This window comes from Oligosphaera ethanolica, assembly GCF_030814695.1.
In the GTDB taxonomy this organism is placed as follows: Bacteria; Verrucomicrobiota; Lentisphaeria; order Oligosphaerales; family Oligosphaeraceae; genus Oligosphaera; species Oligosphaera ethanolica.
The window spans coordinates 1,091,026-1,108,818 of record NZ_JAUSVL010000001.1 but is presented as its reverse complement, the minus strand read 5'-3'; the positions used below and the strand labels follow the sequence as shown (position 1 = coordinate 1,108,818).

Here is a 17,793-nt window from a genome sequence, read left to right as displayed (position 1 = left end):
GGGTTAGAGCGGCCTGGAAGCGCGACGGGCGCTCAAGCGGTTGCGGGCGTCCCAGTGGTCTTGGGTGTTCTGGCGGTGGTCGTTCTGGACGCAGCCGGTCAGCTGGAAAGGCACCGTGATGTACTCGGGGTTGAAACGACCCGCGAGGGTGATTTCCAGCAGGACGTATTCGTAGGCGCCACCGAATTCGCCGGGGATGAGTATGACTTCCTTGACGACTTCGTTGCCGTGATGGGCGAGCATAGCGACTTCGCAGCCGGGTTCGGCCGTCCAGCCCTCGGGCAGTTCCCAGCGGCAGTGCACGCTCTTGTCGTCAAGCACCAGGCGGTTGAGCCAGAGTTTGATACGCAGGGGCTCGCCGGGTTTGGCGATGGGGCCGTCGACGTACTGGATATTGAAGCAGCCGTAGGGCAGGGGGTAGCGCAGGATCATGCTGGAGCGCTGCCACAGGCGTTTGGCGACGGCGCCGGAGGAGAGCAACTTGGCGCGGTAGGCGTCGTCAATGGCGGTCGGCGCATCGGAGATGGGGATGAGCGTGGGGTTGCGAACCCAGGTCTCGAAGGCCACGCGGGCCACGCGGTCGGTGAGCTCCTGCAGGGTCTTGGGCACGTCCAGTTTGAAAGGATTGATGGCGACGGTCTTGATGGTCTCGCCAATGGGCTCAATCCATTCCTTGGGAATGCCGCTGCGGCCTTTGATGATGCCGAGGATGGCACCGGCAGTGGCGCCGGTGCAGTCCGTGTCGTCGCCGCAATTCACGGCGGCGCAGACAGTCTTGCCGAAGTCGCCTTCGCCGTAGAGCAGGCCCAGAATGGTGAAGCCGATGTTGGCGGGCGCCTGGAACCAGCCGAGATCTTCGTTCTCTTTGACGATGGCATTGCGGGCGTCGACGAAGTCGTGCTTGGCGTCGTATTCGCTGCAGGCGAGTTTGACGCTGCGGGCGACGCGGCAGTCTGCCGGGATCTTGGTCAGGCCGATCTCGATGAGCTTGCGGATGTCGCTTTCGACGAAGGCGGCGGCTTCGACGGACGCGGTGAAGAGTTCGGCGTAGATGCCGTCGTCGGCGTGGTCGACGCATGCGTCCATCCAGGCGTAGCTGGCGGCTTCGTCGGGCGAGCCGGGGAACATGCAGGCCCACACTTCGGAGCGGATCCAGGCGCCGTTGCTGTTCTTCCACTGGTCGTTGTTGACGGCGCCGGAGAGCGGCGGCACGAGGCCGTTGCTGATATTGACCTTGCCCACGCCATATTCATTCCAGGGGCCGATAATGTGTCCCATCCAGTATTCGCCGAGGAGGCGCTCGGTGATGTGTTCGGCGCCGTGTTCCTCGACTGCCTGGAGCCAGACGAGCTGGAGATCGAGGTCGTCATTGGGTGCGGGCACGCCCTTTTGATCCTGCGTGTAGAAGGTCACGTTGAAGATGTCGCGCTTGCCTTCCATCGGGGTGCCGAGGGTGCCGCCGATGTTCTTGCCCGTCCAGCAGCCAAGGACCTTGTCGAGATACTCTGCGCGGTTCAGATTCTGGGTGCTCGGCCTGTTTTGATCGAACATGTTTCTCTCCTGGTTTGCTAACCCGTGGACAATGGCCGGGGCGAAAAAGACCCGGTTGATTGCGGAACGCGCTAATATATACCGCACTTTATCAGGCGTTGCGCCGGAATGCGTTATTCCGGCGCAGGGGGGAAATCGGTCAGTAGCTACTCCGGAGGGGAATTCACCGGGGACAATTTGCAGGTTACATGCTCCTGGGTGGGCGGCGGCGTATGGTGTTCAGGTTTTAGCCTGCTCCCCATTCCCCGGTTATCCGGTCATGTAACATAGGAGTCATTGATAATGTAGGCACGACATGCCTCGTTCTGGCATCGTGGGAAGCGACTAGCCTTGCCAATGTGGCGCCCTCCGGGCGCAATTTCAAGTTGCTGTCGCACCCCGGGTTGCGGCGCCCTCCGGGCGCCTCACCCGGGGCTATGCATGGTACGGCCCTCCGGGCCGAACTTGGCCGACCTGACGACGTGACTTGTCCGAGGTTATCCGGTCATGTAACATAGGAGCCATTGATAACAGCCGGTCACAGACGACGCTTGGGACCGGTGGGATTGATTGGCGGCGGCGCAGGGGCGAGGACTCACGACTCACGACCTACGACCCATGGCCGGGACTGTGGGTATAAGCGTTAAGTTATTCAGTTTTTTCGATTTTTTATCTATAATCCCCCTTTTCAAGACGACACAGACGGCCAAAAATGTCTTTCCCGTAATCGGTCAGTGTACACCCCGGCGCTTCGCTGGGACAATTTGCAGGTTACATGCTCCTTAGGTAGGCGGCGGCGTCTGGTGTTCAGGCTTTAGCCTGCTCCCCGTTCCCCGGTTATCCTGTAACATCGGAGCCGTTGATGCCAGCTATTCCTGCGGCCTTTTGTTTTCAGCGCCAAAGGCGCGGCCTAAGAAAGCCCAGGGCAAGCGACGCCGAAGGCGGAGCGTCGCCCTGGGTAAGCGTCCTATCCGAAAGGAGCCCTGTAGGGGCGACCTAAAAAAACACCGTGCAGGGTGCTTAGGTACAGCAAAGGGAAGACACATCGTTCCATTGCCTCTTTGGCCCCAGTCAGCTTCGCCGACTGGGGCCAAAGGGGCCGAGGAACACAGGTATAGATGGCGTTGTACCCAGGGCGGCGCGCGCCTTCGGCGCCGCTTGCCCTGGGCTGGTTTGTTTCGCGCTTTCAGCGCTTCTGCCGCTTCGCGGCCAGGAATGTCGGGCGCGCTTTCAGCGCTTCTGCCGCTTCGCGGCCAGGAATGTCGGGCGCGCTTTCAGCGCTTCTGCCGCTTCGCGGCCAGGAATGTCGGGCGCGCTTTCAGCGCTTCTGCCGCTTCGCGGCCAGGAATGTCGGGCGCGCGTTCAGCGCTTCTGCCGCTTCGCGGCCAGGTATGTCGGGCGCGCTGGCCGCGGGTGTTAGTGGGATTTTCCTCAGTAGTTATCCCAGTGGTTTTTTTCGTCTTTGTATGCGTGGCCCTTTGGGATTGGCCCGATGAAGTCGTTCATGTTGCGGCTTTCCACATGGCCGTCGACGTAATGGACATTGGCGTTGCCATTGTGTCGTCCCACGGGGCGTCGCAGGCTGTCGCCGCTGGTTGCGACGTAGCGCGTGCCCCATGAGGTCGTCAATTCGCCCGGTGGGCGCCACTGATAGTCGGAATTGCCTTCGGCTTGCAAGTGCCATTGATCAGGCATGAGGCCGGTGACAGTGGAATTGCAGCGGTTGGTGTCCACAAAATAGGCGGTAGCGGATGGTTTGGGCACATCGGAGATGACCGTTTTGCCGTTTCCCCAGGTATCATAACCACTGAGGTTATCAGAGCAGCCATAGCTGCCATTCCATTTGGCACCGTATGAATTGACGCTGGCGTACTTATTCGATGGGCACTGATGGATGTTCCAGTCGCCGATGTAGGTCTCGTTGAGGACATCGAACCACCTGGCTGATTTTGTGCCCCAGAATTTTGGATAACAGCCGGGCGGGAAATTGGTGTTGTGTTCATCGAGGTAGATGTTTAGTGCCAGGCCGAATTGTTTGAGATTGGACATGCAGCTGGCGGCGCGGGCTTTTTCGCGGGCCTTGCTCAATGCCGGCAGCAGCATGGCGGCGAGGATGGCAATGATGGCAATCACCACGAGCAGTTCGATCAGCGTGAAACATGTGAGTCGTTTGAACATCTGCGGACCTCCTTTGGGCTTCAACCATACGAATATCAACGGACTTCCAGATGGTGCGGTAATCTTTTTGCCTCGCTGTGGCCGGATATCGCCGGTCGGGTAGTGGCGTTGTTGCCGCCGTGCCTATTGTTCGGCGGTGATGGCGACCACGGCGGGTACGGAGCCGGTTTCAGTGGATAGCACATCAAGACTGACGAGTTCCTTATCCGGGTGGGGATTGGCCCATTTGTAGCAGAACAGCTGGACATTTACGTCGCTATTGCTTGTTTCCAGGGCGATTTTGGCATTGCGGGGCACCTTTTTGCGGTGCCAGTCTTGGATTTCGACGGCTTGGCGGATGGGTATTTCGCTGCTGCTGCCATCAGCGAAGTGGGCGACGTATTTGAGGACGACGGTGTCGTCTCCCCCCGGCCAGGCGATGCAGTGGAGGAAATAGAGCGCGGTGACTTTGCCGCCGACGCTGACGCCGGTTGCGCTCTTGGGGAAGTATGGGCGGCCCTTGCCGTAAAGGAGGAGGGCGCCCTTGCCGTTGTTGCTGGCGGGGTCGATGATGTCGAAGGGCACGCCGGCGAGGGTGTGTTTGCCGATGGGCATGGCGGCGAAGTCGTTGCTGCTGCCCTGGTCGAACCAGCCGCCGAGCTCGTCGCCGGCGATGTCGTCTTTGAACGCCATATTGGCGATGCCGCGCAAATTCAGCGGCCGGCAGTTGGCGGCGACGACGCCGTCATAGCGCCGGTCGGCCAGTTCCTGCCGTTCGGCTGTTTCGCGCAGGGCTTGGATTTTCGCCAGTTCCGGCGCTTCGGCGGCGGCGATGCTGGCTGCCATCGCCGGCAGGTCGGCCGGTCGCAGCAGCTCGCAGCCGGCGGGTTTTTCGCGCTGCAGCATGAGCAGCATGCGTTCTTGCGAGGGGATGGGCAGACGGATGCCCTTGGCGAGTTCGGCCATGGTCCAGCTGTCCTTGCTGGCGTTGGCGAAGAGGCGTTGGTTGACGTAGTCGAAGACGTAGAATTCGCCATTGTCGGGCAGATTGAGTCGCAGGTCGCACCAGCGGGTTTCGCGGTCGGCCATATTCATGAGGAAGAGCAGTTTGCGGTCGCCGCGGTCGATCAGCTCGAGGTGGCAGTTGCTGAGGGCCGGCGTCAGGGTGGCGTAGCGCTTGACGCCGGCGAGGGCCTGGATAAGCTGCGCGCGGCCGGCGATCTTGCCGGCGTCGATGCGGGTGATGCCGTCGTTGGCGCGCGGGGCGAAGGGCGTGCCCCGTTCGTCAAACATCAGCGCGTTGCTGTCGGCGATGATGCGGCCGCCGCGTTGCCGGAAGCGCTCGATGGCGGCGACGCTTTCCGCCGTGGCGTAGGTGGCGCAGGGAATGACCAGGGCTTCGACGCTTGCTGGCAGGCCCGCGCTGAGGTCTTCGTCGAAGACCACGGCGAGCGGGTAGTGATTTTCCTTGAGCACCTCAAACCACGCGTTGAGTTTTTTGCCGAAGTGGCCTACGGGCTCGCGTGAGCCAACGCCGTCCAGGTACAGGGTCGGATAGCTGTGGAAGATGGCGACGGTGGCGGGCTTGCTGCGGGGGAAGGGCAGCGCCAGCTCTTTGAGGGGGTCCAATTCTTTGCGGAACAGATCAAAAGCGACCAGTTCGGACGGCGGCCAGTTGTAGGGATTGAGGAGGATGGAGTTTTTGTAGCCGGCGGATTGGGCGGATTTTTCGGCGCTGGCCAAGTCCTTCCATTCATGGCTGCGTTTATCCCAGCTGTAGCAGTAGACGGTTGACATGCCGTTGACGAGGTTGAGCCAAAGGGTGCTGATCATGTCGCTGCGGCGGCTGGGGACGCGGACGCCGCCTTCATAGCGCATGCAGTAGCTTTCGTGGTTGGTCACGGGCTTCTGGTCCTTGTTCATACCGGCGATGATGGCGGCGCCGAGCATGAAAGCCTTGCGATGGGAGACCACGATTTCCTCCATGCCGTCCTTCGCCTCGGGTGGGTCGCTTTGTTCGCCGTAACGGCAGGGGCCGCCTTCGACAGAGATGACGTCGATGGCGGGCAGAATCTGCCGGTAGTCCATGCCGGCGCCGCGCGCCGTCCACAGGTGATTGAGAGTCATTTGCTCGGCGAAGTAGACCTTGTCGCGCTGGTCGAATTGGCGGATGTAGTTGCTGTAGAGCCTGAGGATGTCCGCATAACGTTGTGCGGAGAAGTGGCACCAGTCGGGCCAGATGCGTGGGAACTGGCGGTAGCCGGTCACGGCAGCCACTTCGGCGAAGCTCTTGAAGATGGTGCCCCAGACGCGGTTTGCTTCCGCGATGGAGCCGAATTTTTCCTGCATGGCTTTCGCGAAGGCTTGGCGGTTGTAGTTGCATTCGCAGCAATAGCTGGACTCATTGAAGAGCTCCCAACAGAAGACATTCGCCTGGTTCTTCAGCGCTGCCAAGGCGCCACCGCGGAAGAGGGAGCGGTAGTAGTGGTCGCCAGCTGGGTGCTCGGGACAGAAGGGAATGAAGGAATGCCACATGGCGAACTGCTGTTTGATGGCGGCCGCCAGGTCAGGCAGCTGCCGCTGGACTTCGTACTGCGCAAAGGTGAATTCCATGGTCAACGGGAGGTCTTTCATGCCCGTATAGAATTCCCGGACATCTTTTTCGGACTCCGCAGGGCCTTTGACATTGAGGCCGAAGAGCGCGTTGGCGGGTTTTTTTTCCATGGCGATCTGGAAGCTGTTGATGCCCACAGCATCGGCCACGATCTTTGACGGCGGCTGGTAGTAGGCGATGTGGTCTATGCCCTGGCGGTTTGGGTTGGCCCTCGGCCAGTCGCGATCAAAGGTCGTCTGTGAGCTGTAGAGCCAGCCGCCGAAGAAGAATTCGGGTCGGCCGTTCATGAACCAGGTGCCCTGGCGAATGTCGGGTCGGACGTGGCCGTCTTCGCGGAAGATGACCGGCTGCTCGTATTCCTTGCGCATGGCCAGGGTCGCGTCGTCCTGCGGCGGCAGGGATTCCATGCCGAGGGGGCGGTCGCCGGCGCCAGTGGCGGCGGTCGTCGTGGCGGCGGGGTTGGCCGGGCTATCGAAGCCGACAGCCACGTCATCGAAGAAAGCCTCGCCTTTGTGGTACCATTTATTTGAGCACCATAGTTCGAAGCGCAGCAGCTTGAGGTCGGCGGGCAGTTCGGCGCGGACCTGCAGTTGTCGCCAGTCGCCGCCTTGGTCGGCTAATTCCATGAACTGATAGCGGTTGTGCCAGGTATCGGCGCCGTCTGTCCAGGTGATGGCCACGCCGACTTGAGCATTCTCGCTCATGGAGACGAGTTTGCACCAGGCGGACATGAAGACCACGCGGCCGGCCATGTCGTCCCGCAGCTGATTGAGGGGCGAAAAATGAAAAGTCGAATTGCTTTTGCCGCTGTCGTCGTCCACTAGGTGCAGGGAGTGCTCGCCGCTGTGGGCGGCGGCGCTGGATTGCGCGACAGCCACCTTGGTGGCGTAGAAACGGGCGTGGCCGGTTTCGCCCGCCCATTGTTCAAAGCTGGGATTTGGCCAGAAGTTGGTCGTGGCGGCGTGGGCGCCGGCGGCCAGCATTATCGCGCTGAGCCAAGCATGGATGGGGCGGAACATCGGCGTCATGTCTTTTCCTTTGGTTGTATTCGGATCGGCGGGGATTACATCTCGGAGACCTGATAGTGAAAGGTGTATTCCGGGGCGACGGTCTTGCCCGCGAACAGCTCTTCAAGGCATGCGGCGGCCTGGCGGGCGATGTCGCGGTAGGGGAAGGCGCGGACGAGGCCGTGGTGCTTCGCCAGTCGTTCGGCGCTTTCAATTTCGGATAGCGTCAGCCAATTTGGCGGCGTGATGCCGAGGCGCTGCAGCGTAGACGGGAGGGCGCAGATCGTCTCGCCGTGGAGAAAGACGGCGTCGGGAAAGGCGTTCTTCTGCGCGTAATCGCTGACCTTGGCCTCGAATTCGCTCATGTTGGCGACTTCGCTGATCTTGATTTTGGTATTGGCTTCGGCGCAGTACTCCCGCAGACCGGCTAGGTGTTCCCTGCAAATGGGATCGAAAGACATCCATAGAATGCTGCGGACGCCGCGTTGCTGGAGTTGCCTGGCCATGTCGCGTCCCGCTTGGCGGTGATCAGCCAGGAGGGACGGCATGCCCTCGACGTTGCTCCCGGCGGCGACCACTGGCATGCCATGGGATTGCAGTGTCTGCAGGGCCTGGGCGAGGTTTTTCGATGGCCTGATGGCGATGATGCCGTCCAGACTCTGTGATTGCAGTTCCGCGGCAATGTCGTCGGGATGACCGGCAATGAGATTCACATATCGTGGATGCGCTATCCCCGGCAGCAGCGCGAAGCCGCAGCTGGTGATGAAGGTCCACTCGCAGAGGCCGTAACACAAATAACGGCCATCGCCGTAGATGATGCCGACAAGCCGCCGACCAAGCAACCGATCGTCGATCTTGATCACATTGGGGACCGTGAACATTCCCACGCCCTGCCGGCCGATGATCAGACCTTCCTCAACCAGCTTCTTCAATTCGCGGTTGACGGTGCTCATCGAGATGTTGTAGCGGCTCGCCAACTCCGACGCGGACGGTAACTGCGTCTCCCGCGACGGCGCGCGATACAACAACTCCACAATGCCATAACGAACACGTAAACCAACCGGCGATTTTTCTTTGCGGGACATGAGGGCCTCCTATGCCATGATATATGTCATGATATAAGTATCGCAGGCTTCTTTTGTGATTTCAAGTCCACGCGCGATAAAAATATTGCGCGGACGGGCCGGACGGATTTGCTGTCTTTTGTCGCGGACGGATCGGACGGATCGGACCGATCGGACCGATCAGGTCGATGATCAGTCGGATCAGTTGGATCAGTCGGATCAGTCGGATCAGACCGAAGAAGCGGCCTGTCGCACCAGGTTCGGCTTGGTGCCGCTGACTCGGCTCGGTGCCGCTAGCGGCAAATTTTCTTGTTTGGGGCGTTTGCAAAATGGTTGCGGCATGGTATTTTTTATCATCATTGAATGATAATTCAGCATTGCTGAGTTTTTCGTGTAACCAAACATACGGTTTGTTGGTGGGTGCGAACGAGTGACCGTGGCATGATTCAGTCCATAGAACGGTGCATGGCATTATTGGAGCTGCTGAGCTCGGCTGGGCCAGAGGGCCTTGGGCTGGGGGACTTGGCGGCGCGTTCGGGGTTGAAGGGGCCGACGGCACACAACATTCTGGCGACGCTGGTGGAATTGGGCTATGCGGATCAGGTCAGTGGCCGTCATTATGTCCTGGGGGTCAAGTCGCGGCAGCTGGGTAATACCGGCGGAGTGGTGCAACGGCTGACGCAGCATGCGCACGGGCTGATGTCCGAACTGGTGCATCGGGTGCAGGAAACAGCAGTTTTTTGTCTCTACGAACGTGGCAAACGGCGGACGCTGGTGGCTCTGGAGAGCACGCAGGCCCTGCGGGTGTCGGCGCAGGAGGGCGAAGACGACCGGCTGTTGTCGACGGCGACGGGACGGGTGCTGTTGAGCCTGTTGCGGGAGAGCGAGCTCAAGACTTGGCTGGCGGGTCGTACGCTGCCGGATCGCGGTTGGCCCGAGGTCGATGATCTGGCGACGCTGCAGGTGGAACTGGCGCACATCCGGGCGAGCGGCCATTGTTCTTTCAGTAGGGACGCGTTGATTCACGCATTGGCGGTGCCACTGCCGCTGCCTGAGTACGGCCTGCGGGCAGCGCTGGGCATCTTTTATCCCCGCGGGCGCCATCCGGCTGACGGTGACGACTGGGAGCTGTTGCTGCGTCTGAAGGAAACGGCGGCCAACATCATGGCGTTCAAGGATCAATAAAGTTTTTCGTTTACAGGTGTTGTTCCGCATGGCAGCGGGGCAGGAAGCAAAGGCAACTCATCAAAAAGGTGTGGTTAGCATGAATGCAGCTGAACTGAAACAACGGGCGAAAGAGCACGGCGCGGACCTTATCGGCATCGCGTCGTACGAACGCTGGGCTGATCTGGCGCCGGGTAAGAACCCGCGGTCGATCATGCCGCAGTGCAAGTCGGTGATCGTCATTGGCCGGAAGATTCTGCGCGGGGCTTTCCGCGGCGTGGAAGAAGGTACCAATTTCAATTCTACCTATGCGATGTACGGCCGGGACTGGCACGAGGGGATCTTTTTTCCGCGCGTGACCTACGCGTTGTGCAATGACCTCGAACGCTGCGGCGCTGAAGCCATGCCACTGAGCGGCGGCATGCCCGGTGGCGAAAACAAGGTCATCGGCAACGAAGGCGTCGCCGCCAACGTCAGTCTCGACACGAAATTTTTTGCGCAGGCGGCGGGTTTGGGCAGCATTGGCAAGGGCGGGTTCTTTTTGACCAGCAAGTACGGCCATCGTCAGCGCTTTGGGTTGATATTGACGGACCTGGAGCTGGCTGGCGATCCGCTGGTCGAGCTGGATTTGTGCAAGGACTGCGATGCCTGCTTGCGGGCCTGTCCGCTACAGGCGTTGACGGCTTCGGGCGCGAGCACTTTTGCCTTGAACACGAAGCTCTGCGGGCTCTGCCAGAATGGCCGGCAGAACAGCGGCGGGCTGCGTTTCGAGCCGCTTGACCGCTTGGCGGCGGCTTGCGGCCGTGCCTGCATGGTCGCTTTGGAAGACAAGATTGAGGAGCGCTTCAATACGCCGTTCCGCAAGCGCGCCGTGTGGGAACGGGACATTCATGGCAAGGCCACGGTGAAGCCCCTGCCGAAGAAAGGAGAATAAGTCATGACCTCACAAGAACTCAAGGCTGCGGCGAAGAGCTTCGGCGCTGATTTGGTCGGCATTGCCTCGACGGCGTCCCTGGCTTATCTGCCCAAGGAAGACAACCCGCTGTCCATATTCCCGCAGGCCAAGAACGTGATCATCATTGGCCGCAAGATCCCCCGCGGTGCGCTGCGCGGTATCGAACAGGGCACGGAGATGGACAACTCCTTCGCGCAGTTCGGCTTCATCGACCTCGAAGATAACTTTTTGGCCAAGACGACCTACGATGTGAATATCTGGATGGAAGCGCGCGGATTTGAGGCCGTGCCGTTGTTCGCGTATGACTGCACTGGTCAGCCGGTGGGCGTCCCAGTGGAGCCGGGCAAGCCCGCGCCGAACGTCATCCTTCAGTATCGTATTATGGCGCAAGCAGCCGGGCTTGGCGAGACCGGCTTGAACGGGCTTTTTTTGACACCGGAGTTCGGCCCCCGCCAGCGCTTTGCGATGTTGCTGACCGACGCCGAGCTGGAGGCCGACAAGCCCTTCCAGCCCTATCTGTGCAAAGATTGCGGCAAATGCGTGGCGGCCTGTCCGCTGCAGGCGCTGAACCCGGACAAGGGCACCAAGGCGGGTTTCGCGGGCTGCGAAAGCCTGGTCGCCGCGCGGGACAACGACTTGTGCCGCCGTTGCCGCAATGGCGCTTTTGTGACCAACGAAGGCCGGTTCAACACGGTTGAGCGCGTCGCCGCCGCTTGCTCCCGGGTCTGCATCGCCGCCCTCGAAGAACGGGGCGCCACCCAGGAAAAATTCACCCATCCCTTCCGACAGAGTGCCCCGTGGGGCCGTGATATTGTCGGCGACAAGGTACAATAACTCTGGAGGAGCTCAGCATGTCAGCAAAAGTCTTGACGTCAAAGATGTTGAAGGACCTGGCGATGAAGATCGGCGGTGGCGGTGGCGGCGTGGACGTCGTCGGCGTTGCCAACATCGAACGCTTTGCGGAAGCGCCGGAGCGGATGCACCCGCTGAATATCTTTCCGGACTGCAAGTCGGTGATATCGATTGTGCAGCCGATCCCGCGAAGCACCTATCGTGGCATTACGGAAGGCACGCATTGGAACAACTACACGTATTACGCCTACAATCGTCTGAACACGTTGTTCCGGCCGATCGTGACGGACGAACTCAGCCGCTTCATTGAGGAATGCGGTTTCGAGGCGGTGCCGGTCTATCCGGGCGTGCCGGAGACCTATCCGAACAATCCCGATCCGATCCCCGGCCGGCCATCCCCGGACGTGCAGATTCAGGTGCGCATCGCGGGCATGGCCTGTGGCCTGGGTGAGATGGGTTGGTCGAAGGTCTTTCTGCATCCGGTCTTTGGTCCGCGCGTGCGCCTCGGCACGATTTTGACGGACGCGGTGCTGGAGCCCGACCCGCTGATCAAGCCTGGCACCTTGTGCAAGCGCTGCATGAAGTGCGTGAAGGATTGCCCCGGCAACGCCATTCCGCCCAAGGGTGGCCCGAGCATCAAGATCAACATCGAAGGCCAGGAATACGAATGGGGCGATGTCAATATGGGCCGCTGTACGGCGACGCATCATGGCATCAACTACAAGGCCTCGCCATTCCTGAAGCGCTACTTCCCCGGCTTCAACCTCGACATCACTGACACGACGATGTCTGAGGAGCTCGCCTACAAGATCACTCATTCGTTGGGACGGGCTCAGTGGCATCGGCAAAACCCGGAATTTCCGGGTACCATGGGTTATCCCTACATCATGCAGGTATCCAGCCATTGCGGCTATCTGGCGGTTTGTGGCGCCAAAGGCTGCATCCGCGCCTGCATGGAGTTCCAGGAGAAGACCAAAAACATTCCTCAGAACAACTTCCAGACGCCAGTCTTCCCGGGGCCCAAGTGGGAACTCTGCCCGCCGGAAGAAGACCAGACTGGCGGTATCGTCGAGAAGAAGGCCCTGAACGAGCTTTACCAAGATCCGGACAAAGACGCCGGTCAGTGGTGAGGCGTTCTCCGTGCCGGCGACAGTATGCCGCTGGCACGGCCATCGCGGCAGCATAAGCCACGATGAAAATAGTAAAGGCCTGTAGCGACGTGGTCGCTGCGGGCCTTTCTGCTGCCGCTAACGGATCGCGTGGCGGGCAGGTTTTAGCGGCTGCTTTTGGGCAGTAGTTCTTCGCCGGCATGGTGGTTAAGGAGGTCTTCAAGGGCCTTGAAGGTCACCTTGTCTACCAAGTGGAGAATTTCCTCGCGCAGTTCGGGGCGATTGCGGCAGAGGGCGTAGGCGCTGCCAATGCGTTCCAGACACAGATTGATGTTTTCGGGAAGGGCCTGGCGACTGCCACTGAGGGTGACGTACGGTTTGTAGGTGAACAAGTCGTTGATTTCTTCATCAAGATCGCCATTGATGAACTTCTCGATGACGGGGCGATAGCTGATTTCGCATTGCAGGGTCGGCCCTTGCTCCCACTTGCGAAAGGTCGACCAGTTGATGCCGAAAAATTTGGCGACATTCTGGAAGGGCAGCCCCAGCTCAATACGCTTCCGGTGCAGGGCATCGCGGATTTCCTGGGTGAAGGTGCCATCGAAGGTGAGACGGGTGAACTGCGCGTTGTCGTGAACTACCATGTCCTTTTGCCTTTCCTGGTTTCCCATGGGTTTCCTCTTGCACCCCGCGCGGAGTGCTTCATTGACCGGAATGTATAATGTCTTTCATTTAATTGCAATGATAAAAATATGAAAAAAGTGGGTGATAACAGCATTTTGTGACTTGTTATGAAAATTTATAATTTGCTGAATAATAGATTATTACACTTGTAATAGATGAAATCTGATGTTTCCCGGTGTGTATTTTTCGTCTTTTCTTTGTGCGATTTAGTGCATTGTTTTTTGTTATTAAAATTGCATTGAATGCATTTTTCATGCAGTAATGCAACTCATTGCTGCCAGGGTGATTTTCGTGTGCCGGGCAGAAAGTTGCCTGTGGCTATTTGTCGGGGGCTATTGCTTATGTCACGCGTCGGCGCCGCTTATTCTGCTATGTGAGGGGTTTCGGCCCGGTGCGGGGGCGTTGTTGGCGTTGTTGCGGCTCTGGAGCTGAGTTTCTGGGGGGGGATTTGGTCATTGCTGCCGGTGTGAACAGGCATGGGGCTGGTTGTTATGGCTGGCAGCAGATGATATACTTAGCTCCAGTCATCATGTCCGACCCTCTGCATCGGCGGCGTTTTTTCGTTGCCGGTAACACGTGTCGCCGCCCTTTGGGCGGTGAAGTCTATTCATCTGTAAAATGCATTTTCTTCGTTTGTTGCAAGTGACGACTGCAGTTGTCCTTATGTGTAATTACCTTTGTCGTGTAATTGTTGTATTGGAAAAGTGTATAACATGAAGATGCCGTGGAATTTATTGTGTATGGGCAGGCTTGGCCGGTTGCGCTGGCTCGGTTTTGGTTGCGCGCTACTGGCCGGTTTTTTGGGCGTGCTGGCTCATGCTGTCGAGCCGGGCTTGAGCGAGGCCGAAGCGTCTTTGCTGCAGCAGGCCGAGGGTATGGCACCGGCGGCGGCAGCCGAGCTGCTGCGGGCGGCGACGACCGCAGAGAGCAGCGCGGCGCTGCCATTTGCGCGCGGCGTTTTTCTTCTTCGTGCCGAGGAGCGCGGCGCGGCCCTGGCGGCATTTCGCGATGCGTGCGAACGCGCGCCTGATTTTCATCGTGCGCGACTGAATGTGGCGAAGTTGCTGGTGATGCAGGGCGAGCACACGCCCGCAGCGCAGGAACTGCGCGTGCTGTTGGCGACGACACACGGTCTGGACACTGGCGAGTTGTGGTCGTTGTTGGCGCGCTGTGAGCTGGAGCGGGGCCATGCGTTGGCTGCCGAGGGAGCCTGCCGGCAGGCGCTGCTGTGGCGGCCCGAGGATCGTTCCTGCCGGCTGATGCTCATTCAGGCCCTGGCCGAGCAGGGGCGCCTGGCTGATGCGGCGTTACTGGCCCGCAGCGAGGTGCTCGCGGCGCCGACGGAGACTTGGCTGTGGGGCGTCATCGCCAACGCGGAGCTGCAGGCCGGGCGCAATCGCGAGGCGATGGCTGTGCTGGACGTGGCGCGGCGCTTCGCCGTGGCGACGGACAGCATGCAGGAGACACTGTTCGAGTTGTTTTTGTCGGAGAAACTCTATCGGCTGGCGGCGCAGCAGCTGGAGAGCCAGGCTCGCGCGGGCGTTGACGCACCGCCGGGGCTGTTGTTGCGCTGCGCGCAAGCGCTGCTGGCCGCTGGTGCCGAGGAAGAGGCGCGGCGGGTGCTGGCACTGCTCGGGGATGGGACGGCGTTGACTGGTGATGACCGCGGCGCCTACGGCCGTCTCCAGTCCCAACTGGCCCTGCTGGCGGGTGACAGCACCGCCGCCGGGTCCTATCTGCGGCAGGTGTTGGCGGCAAACCCCCTTGATGGCGCGGCGCTGCTCGCGCTGGGGCGCTTGGCTCTGGACGATGGTCAGCTGGTGGCAGCCGAGGACTGCTTCGCGCGCGCGCGGCTGCTCCCGGAATTTACCCGTGAAGCCCGCATGGCCCTGGCTCGCGTCGCGATGGCCCGGGAAGACTGGGCCGAGGCGTTGCAACAGCTGCAGGAGGCACGGAAAATGTCGCCTAGTCCGGAACTCGACGAGAGTATCCGGCAACTGCAGGCGTGGCTGGCCAAACGCAAGTAGCGCCGGCAAGGGGGGAGCCTCCAGGCACTCGTGACGGCGAGGCAGAAATGCCGCTGGTCGGGTTGTCGCGCCAGATTGGCAAGTGCCGTCGCGGCGTCCAAGTTGTGCGCAAAGACTGCAACCGCCCTCTGGCGCGATTCTTACTTGCACCAAAAAAACTGCGCCCGGCTGGAAGGGGTTCCAGCCGGGCGCAGGTGCTGCGGTGCGGTTGTGAGATTCCTACTCAGCGGCCGCGACGTCCGCCGTGGCGGACGGTGACGTGATTGCCGCGACCGCGGTCATGGTTCCCGCGACCGCTATCGAAGTGGCCGCTTGAACGGTGGTGGATCACGGGCGCCGGGCGATGATAGACCACGGGCGCCGGGCGATGATAGACCACGGGCGCCGGGCAGTAGCTGCTGCTCACAACCACCGTGCGTGGGCGGCAGACCGGTTCGGTAACAATCACTGTGCGTGGGCGGCAGACCGGTTCGGTTACGACATAGGTTCGTGTTGGCTCTGGCGCAACCACGACGGTTTTGGGCGATGCCGCGTAGAGGATGGTGCCAATGATGTCTACCGCCAGACGCAAATCCGGATGGCGCTCACGGTGATGACCGCCGGCCTGGACATTGCTGGCCATCAAGACGCCGGCGCCGAGAACGAGGGCTGCAAAATAAGTTGTGTGGTGTTTCTTCATGGTCGTTCCTCCTGGGTTGGTATGTCCTGCTACTCCTGATCACGCAAACCTTGGTGGCCGCACTTTGGCGATCACTAACCATGAAACGCCGGTTTAAAACAAATATTTGAAACGATGGTTTTATTTTTATGATTCTCTGAGAGCTCTTCCATCTGCCCTGGTCGGGCTTGGTGGCGCTTGCTCAATGCACCCTCCTAAGACCCGGCATGGGTGCATAATGTGGCATGGCCTTCTTGACGCATTGTTTGATTTCTTGCCAGCGTTGCTCCTTGAGGATGCGGTGCGGGCAAAATTTTCCGCTCCAGAGCGCACGGCAGAGGTCTGGGCTTGTATGCACCTGGGGATTTGTCTGGCTGTCACTGACATGGCGGCAACCGGCGCCGGGGCAGAGACGTCAGATGACGAAATAGGCACCGTAGGGACTCGCTCCAGCAGTTCAATTCGTTCGAGGTCATCCGAAAAGGAGCACCAAACGATTTTCGCCTGCGCAAGCGTTTTTATCAGCCTTGCTTTAGCCAAAAATAGACATGACTTCCGCGTAAACAGCGGAGAAAATTCCAGACCATGCTCACAGCTGCTGACGCTCAGCGCCTTGCGGCTGTCGCGAGGCGAAGGCCGCAAGGCGTTAAGCAGTTCAGCTTTTTTCGATTTTCAATCAAAACTTCCCTTTTCAAAGCAACAAATGCGGCCCAGAATATCTTACCCGTAATTGGTCAGCCATTGCTACCAAGCTTTCTTGCGGCCTTTGGTTTTCAGCGCCAAAGGCGCGGCCTAAGACAGCCCAGGGCAAGCGCCTGCAGGGCGCGTCGCCCTGGGTAGGAGTCCTATCCGATAGGAGCCCCGTAGGGGCGGCCTAAAAAAACACCGTGCAGGGCGCTTAGGTACAGGAAAGGGAAGACACATCGTTCCATTGCCTCTTTGGCCCCAGTCGGCGAAGCCGACTGGGGCCAAAGAGGCCGAGGAACACGAACAATACTTGCGCTCTACCCAGGGCGACGCTCCGCCTTCGGCGTCGCTTGCCCTGGGCTATCATCGATCGCGCTTTCAGCGCTCAAATACCACCGGGATGACGGTATGCGGCGGGGTGTTCAAAACGGCCGCCGGGACAACAAATATCAATCACTCCTATGAAACTTGCTGCCTGGTTAGTCTCCCATATGGGCGGCGACTGGCCGTGGGTATCCTGCAAATGGTCCCAGCGAAGCGCCGGGGTGTACACTCCTATGAAACCGATGCCGTAAAGGTCGGCGGAAATCAAGGTCGGATGGCTGGGCGGCGGCGGGCCGTGGGGTTCCTGCAAATTGTCCCCGGTGTTTACCCCACCGGAGTGGTTACTTACCGATTACGTCTCGCGGCCGTGGAGTGGGCGTCTCGCCCACTCCGACAAGACGGCTCAATAAACCGTCCTCGTCATCCACGCCGACCGTACCCGGCCCGTCTCCCCCGCCGCATGAATAGTTACTCCTATGAAACCGATGCCGTAAAGGTCGGCGGAAATCAAGGTCGGATGGCTGGGCGGCGGCGGGCCGCGGGTTTCCTGCAAATTGTCCCAGCGAAGCGCCGGGGTGTACACTGACCGGTTACCTGGCGCGTTCATTTCGCTGGCGGCAGCAACTGGCAAAACGGTGCGATGGCGCTACTTTTATGGCCGTTTCAAGGTGCTTCGGCCACGCTGCCGCGTTTCGGCTGCTGCTGCGCTCGGACAATGTCGATGTCGGGCGTGAGGAGGGCGGTGGCGGGCCGCGATGCGTGATGCCGTCGGGGGGGCTCCGTGGAGCGTGGCTGCGAGCGCATCTGGAGAAGACAATGCCTGATATGGGGGATGCAATGGCTGCGGGGGTGGGGGCGATCAAGTCGGCTGGCTGGCGGTCCTTGCCTGGCGCCGTGGAGTGGCGGCGGGCGGTTTGTGGTCCGCAGCCGTGTCAGGGGTATTGTACATGCGCGCTTTGCG

General features: G+C 60.2%; 15 protein-coding genes. 6 read left to right on the top strand and 9 right to left on the bottom strand.

Annotated features, from left to right (window positions below):
* Nucleotides 1–3 precede the first annotated feature (3 nt).
* From J3R75_RS03845 to J3R75_RS03825, 5 genes are all read right to left on the bottom strand, one after another.
* The gene (locus tag J3R75_RS03845) at nt 4–1,551 is read right to left on the bottom strand and encodes an ADP-ribosylglycohydrolase family protein (RefSeq protein ID WP_307260021.1); all 1,548 of its coding nucleotides are present in this window, start codon (nt 1,549–1,551) and stop codon (nt 4–6) included.
* 1,410 nt (nt 1,552–2,961) lie between these two features.
* The gene (locus J3R75_RS03840; protein ID WP_307260020.1) at nt 2,962–3,708 is read right to left on the bottom strand and encodes a DUF1559 family PulG-like putative transporter; all 747 of its coding nucleotides are present in this window, start codon (nt 3,706–3,708) and stop codon (nt 2,962–2,964) included.
* Between the two features lie 123 nt (nt 3,709–3,831).
* Nucleotides 3,832–7,329, bottom strand: a complete 3,498-nt coding sequence (locus J3R75_RS03835; protein ID WP_307260019.1) for a beta-galactosidase — start codon at nt 7,327–7,329, stop codon at nt 3,832–3,834.
* Nucleotides 7,330–7,364: 35 nt separating this feature from the next.
* The gene (locus J3R75_RS03830; RefSeq protein ID WP_307260018.1) at nt 7,365–8,393 is read right to left on the bottom strand and encodes a GntR family transcriptional regulator; all 1,029 of its coding nucleotides are present in this window, start codon (nt 8,391–8,393) and stop codon (nt 7,365–7,367) included.
* 61 nt (nt 8,394–8,454) lie between these two features.
* The gene (locus J3R75_RS03825) at nt 8,455–8,844 is read right to left on the bottom strand and encodes a hypothetical protein (RefSeq protein WP_307260017.1); all 390 of its coding nucleotides are present in this window, start codon (nt 8,842–8,844) and stop codon (nt 8,455–8,457) included.
* Between J3R75_RS03825 and J3R75_RS03820 the strand changes: the two genes are divergently transcribed.
* From J3R75_RS03820 to J3R75_RS03805, 4 genes are all read left to right on the top strand, one after another.
* Nucleotides 8,838–9,557 (top strand): IclR family transcriptional regulator, encoded by a 720-nt coding sequence (locus J3R75_RS03820; RefSeq protein ID WP_307260016.1) that lies wholly within the window; start codon nt 8,838–8,840, stop codon nt 9,555–9,557. The genes J3R75_RS03825 and J3R75_RS03820 overlap by 7 nt on opposite strands.
* Before the next feature lie 79 nt (nt 9,558–9,636).
* Complete coding sequence (locus J3R75_RS03815; RefSeq protein WP_307260015.1) at nt 9,637–10,470, top strand: hypothetical protein; 834 nt, start codon at nt 9,637–9,639, stop codon at nt 10,468–10,470.
* 3 nt (nt 10,471–10,473) lie between these two features.
* Complete coding sequence (locus tag J3R75_RS03810) at nt 10,474–11,325, top strand: hypothetical protein (protein ID WP_307260014.1); 852 nt, start codon at nt 10,474–10,476, stop codon at nt 11,323–11,325.
* 17 nt (nt 11,326–11,342) lie between these two features.
* On the top strand, nt 11,343–12,473 hold the full coding sequence (locus tag J3R75_RS03805; RefSeq protein WP_307260013.1) for a hypothetical protein: 1,131 nt from the start codon (nt 11,343–11,345) through the stop codon (nt 12,471–12,473).
* Between the two features lie 143 nt (nt 12,474–12,616).
* Here the strand turns inward: J3R75_RS03805 and J3R75_RS03800 are convergent, their stop codons facing one another.
* Nucleotides 12,617–13,123 carry a hypothetical protein gene (locus tag J3R75_RS03800; protein ID WP_307260012.1) on the bottom strand — a complete coding sequence of 169 codons (507 nt, stop codon included), beginning with the start codon at nt 13,121–13,123 and terminating at the stop codon, nt 12,617–12,619.
* 726 nt (nt 13,124–13,849) lie between these two features.
* On the opposite strand from J3R75_RS03800, the gene J3R75_RS03795 reads away from it, so the two are divergent.
* Nucleotides 13,850–15,163 (top strand): tetratricopeptide repeat protein, encoded by a 1,314-nt coding sequence (locus tag J3R75_RS03795; protein WP_307260011.1) that lies wholly within the window; start codon nt 13,850–13,852, stop codon nt 15,161–15,163.
* 223 nt (nt 15,164–15,386) lie between these two features.
* Here J3R75_RS03795 and J3R75_RS03790 read toward each other — a convergent pair whose 3' ends face one another.
* Nucleotides 15,387–15,842: a hypothetical protein gene (locus J3R75_RS03790; protein WP_307260010.1), complete on the bottom strand. Its 456-nt coding sequence runs from the start codon at nt 15,840–15,842 to the stop codon at nt 15,387–15,389.
* 241 nt (nt 15,843–16,083) lie between these two features.
* Between J3R75_RS03790 and J3R75_RS03785 the strand changes: the two genes are divergently transcribed.
* Nucleotides 16,084–16,551: a hypothetical protein gene (locus tag J3R75_RS03785; RefSeq protein WP_307260009.1), complete on the top strand. Its 468-nt coding sequence runs from the start codon at nt 16,084–16,086 to the stop codon at nt 16,549–16,551.
* A gap of 342 nt (nt 16,552–16,893) precedes the next feature.
* Here the strand turns inward: J3R75_RS03785 and J3R75_RS03780 are convergent, their stop codons facing one another.
* Nucleotides 16,894–17,142 carry a hypothetical protein gene (locus J3R75_RS03780; RefSeq protein ID WP_307260008.1) on the bottom strand — a complete coding sequence of 83 codons (249 nt, stop codon included), beginning with the start codon at nt 17,140–17,142 and terminating at the stop codon, nt 16,894–16,896.
* A gap of 93 nt (nt 17,143–17,235) precedes the next feature.
* Nucleotides 17,236–17,415 carry a hypothetical protein gene (locus J3R75_RS03775; RefSeq protein WP_307260007.1) on the bottom strand — a complete coding sequence of 60 codons (180 nt, stop codon included), beginning with the start codon at nt 17,413–17,415 and terminating at the stop codon, nt 17,236–17,238.
* Between the last annotated feature and the right edge of the window lie 378 nt (nt 17,416–17,793).

Excerpts from the sequence above, each read along its gene's own strand:
- J3R75_RS03845 (WP_307260021.1), bottom strand. The coding sequence starts at position 1,551 with ATGTTCGATCAAAACAGGCCGAGCACCCAGAATCTGAACCGCGCAGAG.
- J3R75_RS03840 (WP_307260020.1), bottom strand. The coding sequence starts at position 3,708 with ATGTTCAAACGACTCACATGTTTCACGCTGATCGAACTGCTCGTGGTG.
- J3R75_RS03835 (WP_307260019.1), bottom strand. The coding sequence starts at position 7,329 with ATGACGCCGATGTTCCGCCCCATCCATGCTTGGCTCAGCGCGATAATG.
- J3R75_RS03830 (WP_307260018.1), bottom strand. The coding sequence starts at position 8,393 with ATGTCCCGCAAAGAAAAATCGCCGGTTGGTTTACGTGTTCGTTATGGC.
- J3R75_RS03820 (WP_307260016.1), top strand. The coding sequence starts at position 8,838 with ATGGCATTATTGGAGCTGCTGAGCTCGGCTGGGCCAGAGGGCCTTGGG.
- J3R75_RS03825 (WP_307260017.1), bottom strand. The coding sequence starts at position 8,844 with ATGCCATGCACCGTTCTATGGACTGAATCATGCCACGGTCACTCGTTC.
- J3R75_RS03815 (WP_307260015.1), top strand. The coding sequence starts at position 9,637 with ATGAATGCAGCTGAACTGAAACAACGGGCGAAAGAGCACGGCGCGGAC.
- J3R75_RS03810 (WP_307260014.1), top strand. The coding sequence starts at position 10,474 with ATGACCTCACAAGAACTCAAGGCTGCGGCGAAGAGCTTCGGCGCTGAT.
- J3R75_RS03805 (WP_307260013.1), top strand. The coding sequence starts at position 11,343 with ATGTCAGCAAAAGTCTTGACGTCAAAGATGTTGAAGGACCTGGCGATG.
- J3R75_RS03800 (WP_307260012.1), bottom strand. The coding sequence starts at position 13,123 with ATGGGAAACCAGGAAAGGCAAAAGGACATGGTAGTTCACGACAACGCG.
- J3R75_RS03795 (WP_307260011.1), top strand. The coding sequence starts at position 13,850 with ATGAAGATGCCGTGGAATTTATTGTGTATGGGCAGGCTTGGCCGGTTG.
- J3R75_RS03790 (WP_307260010.1), bottom strand. The coding sequence starts at position 15,842 with ATGAAGAAACACCACACAACTTATTTTGCAGCCCTCGTTCTCGGCGCC.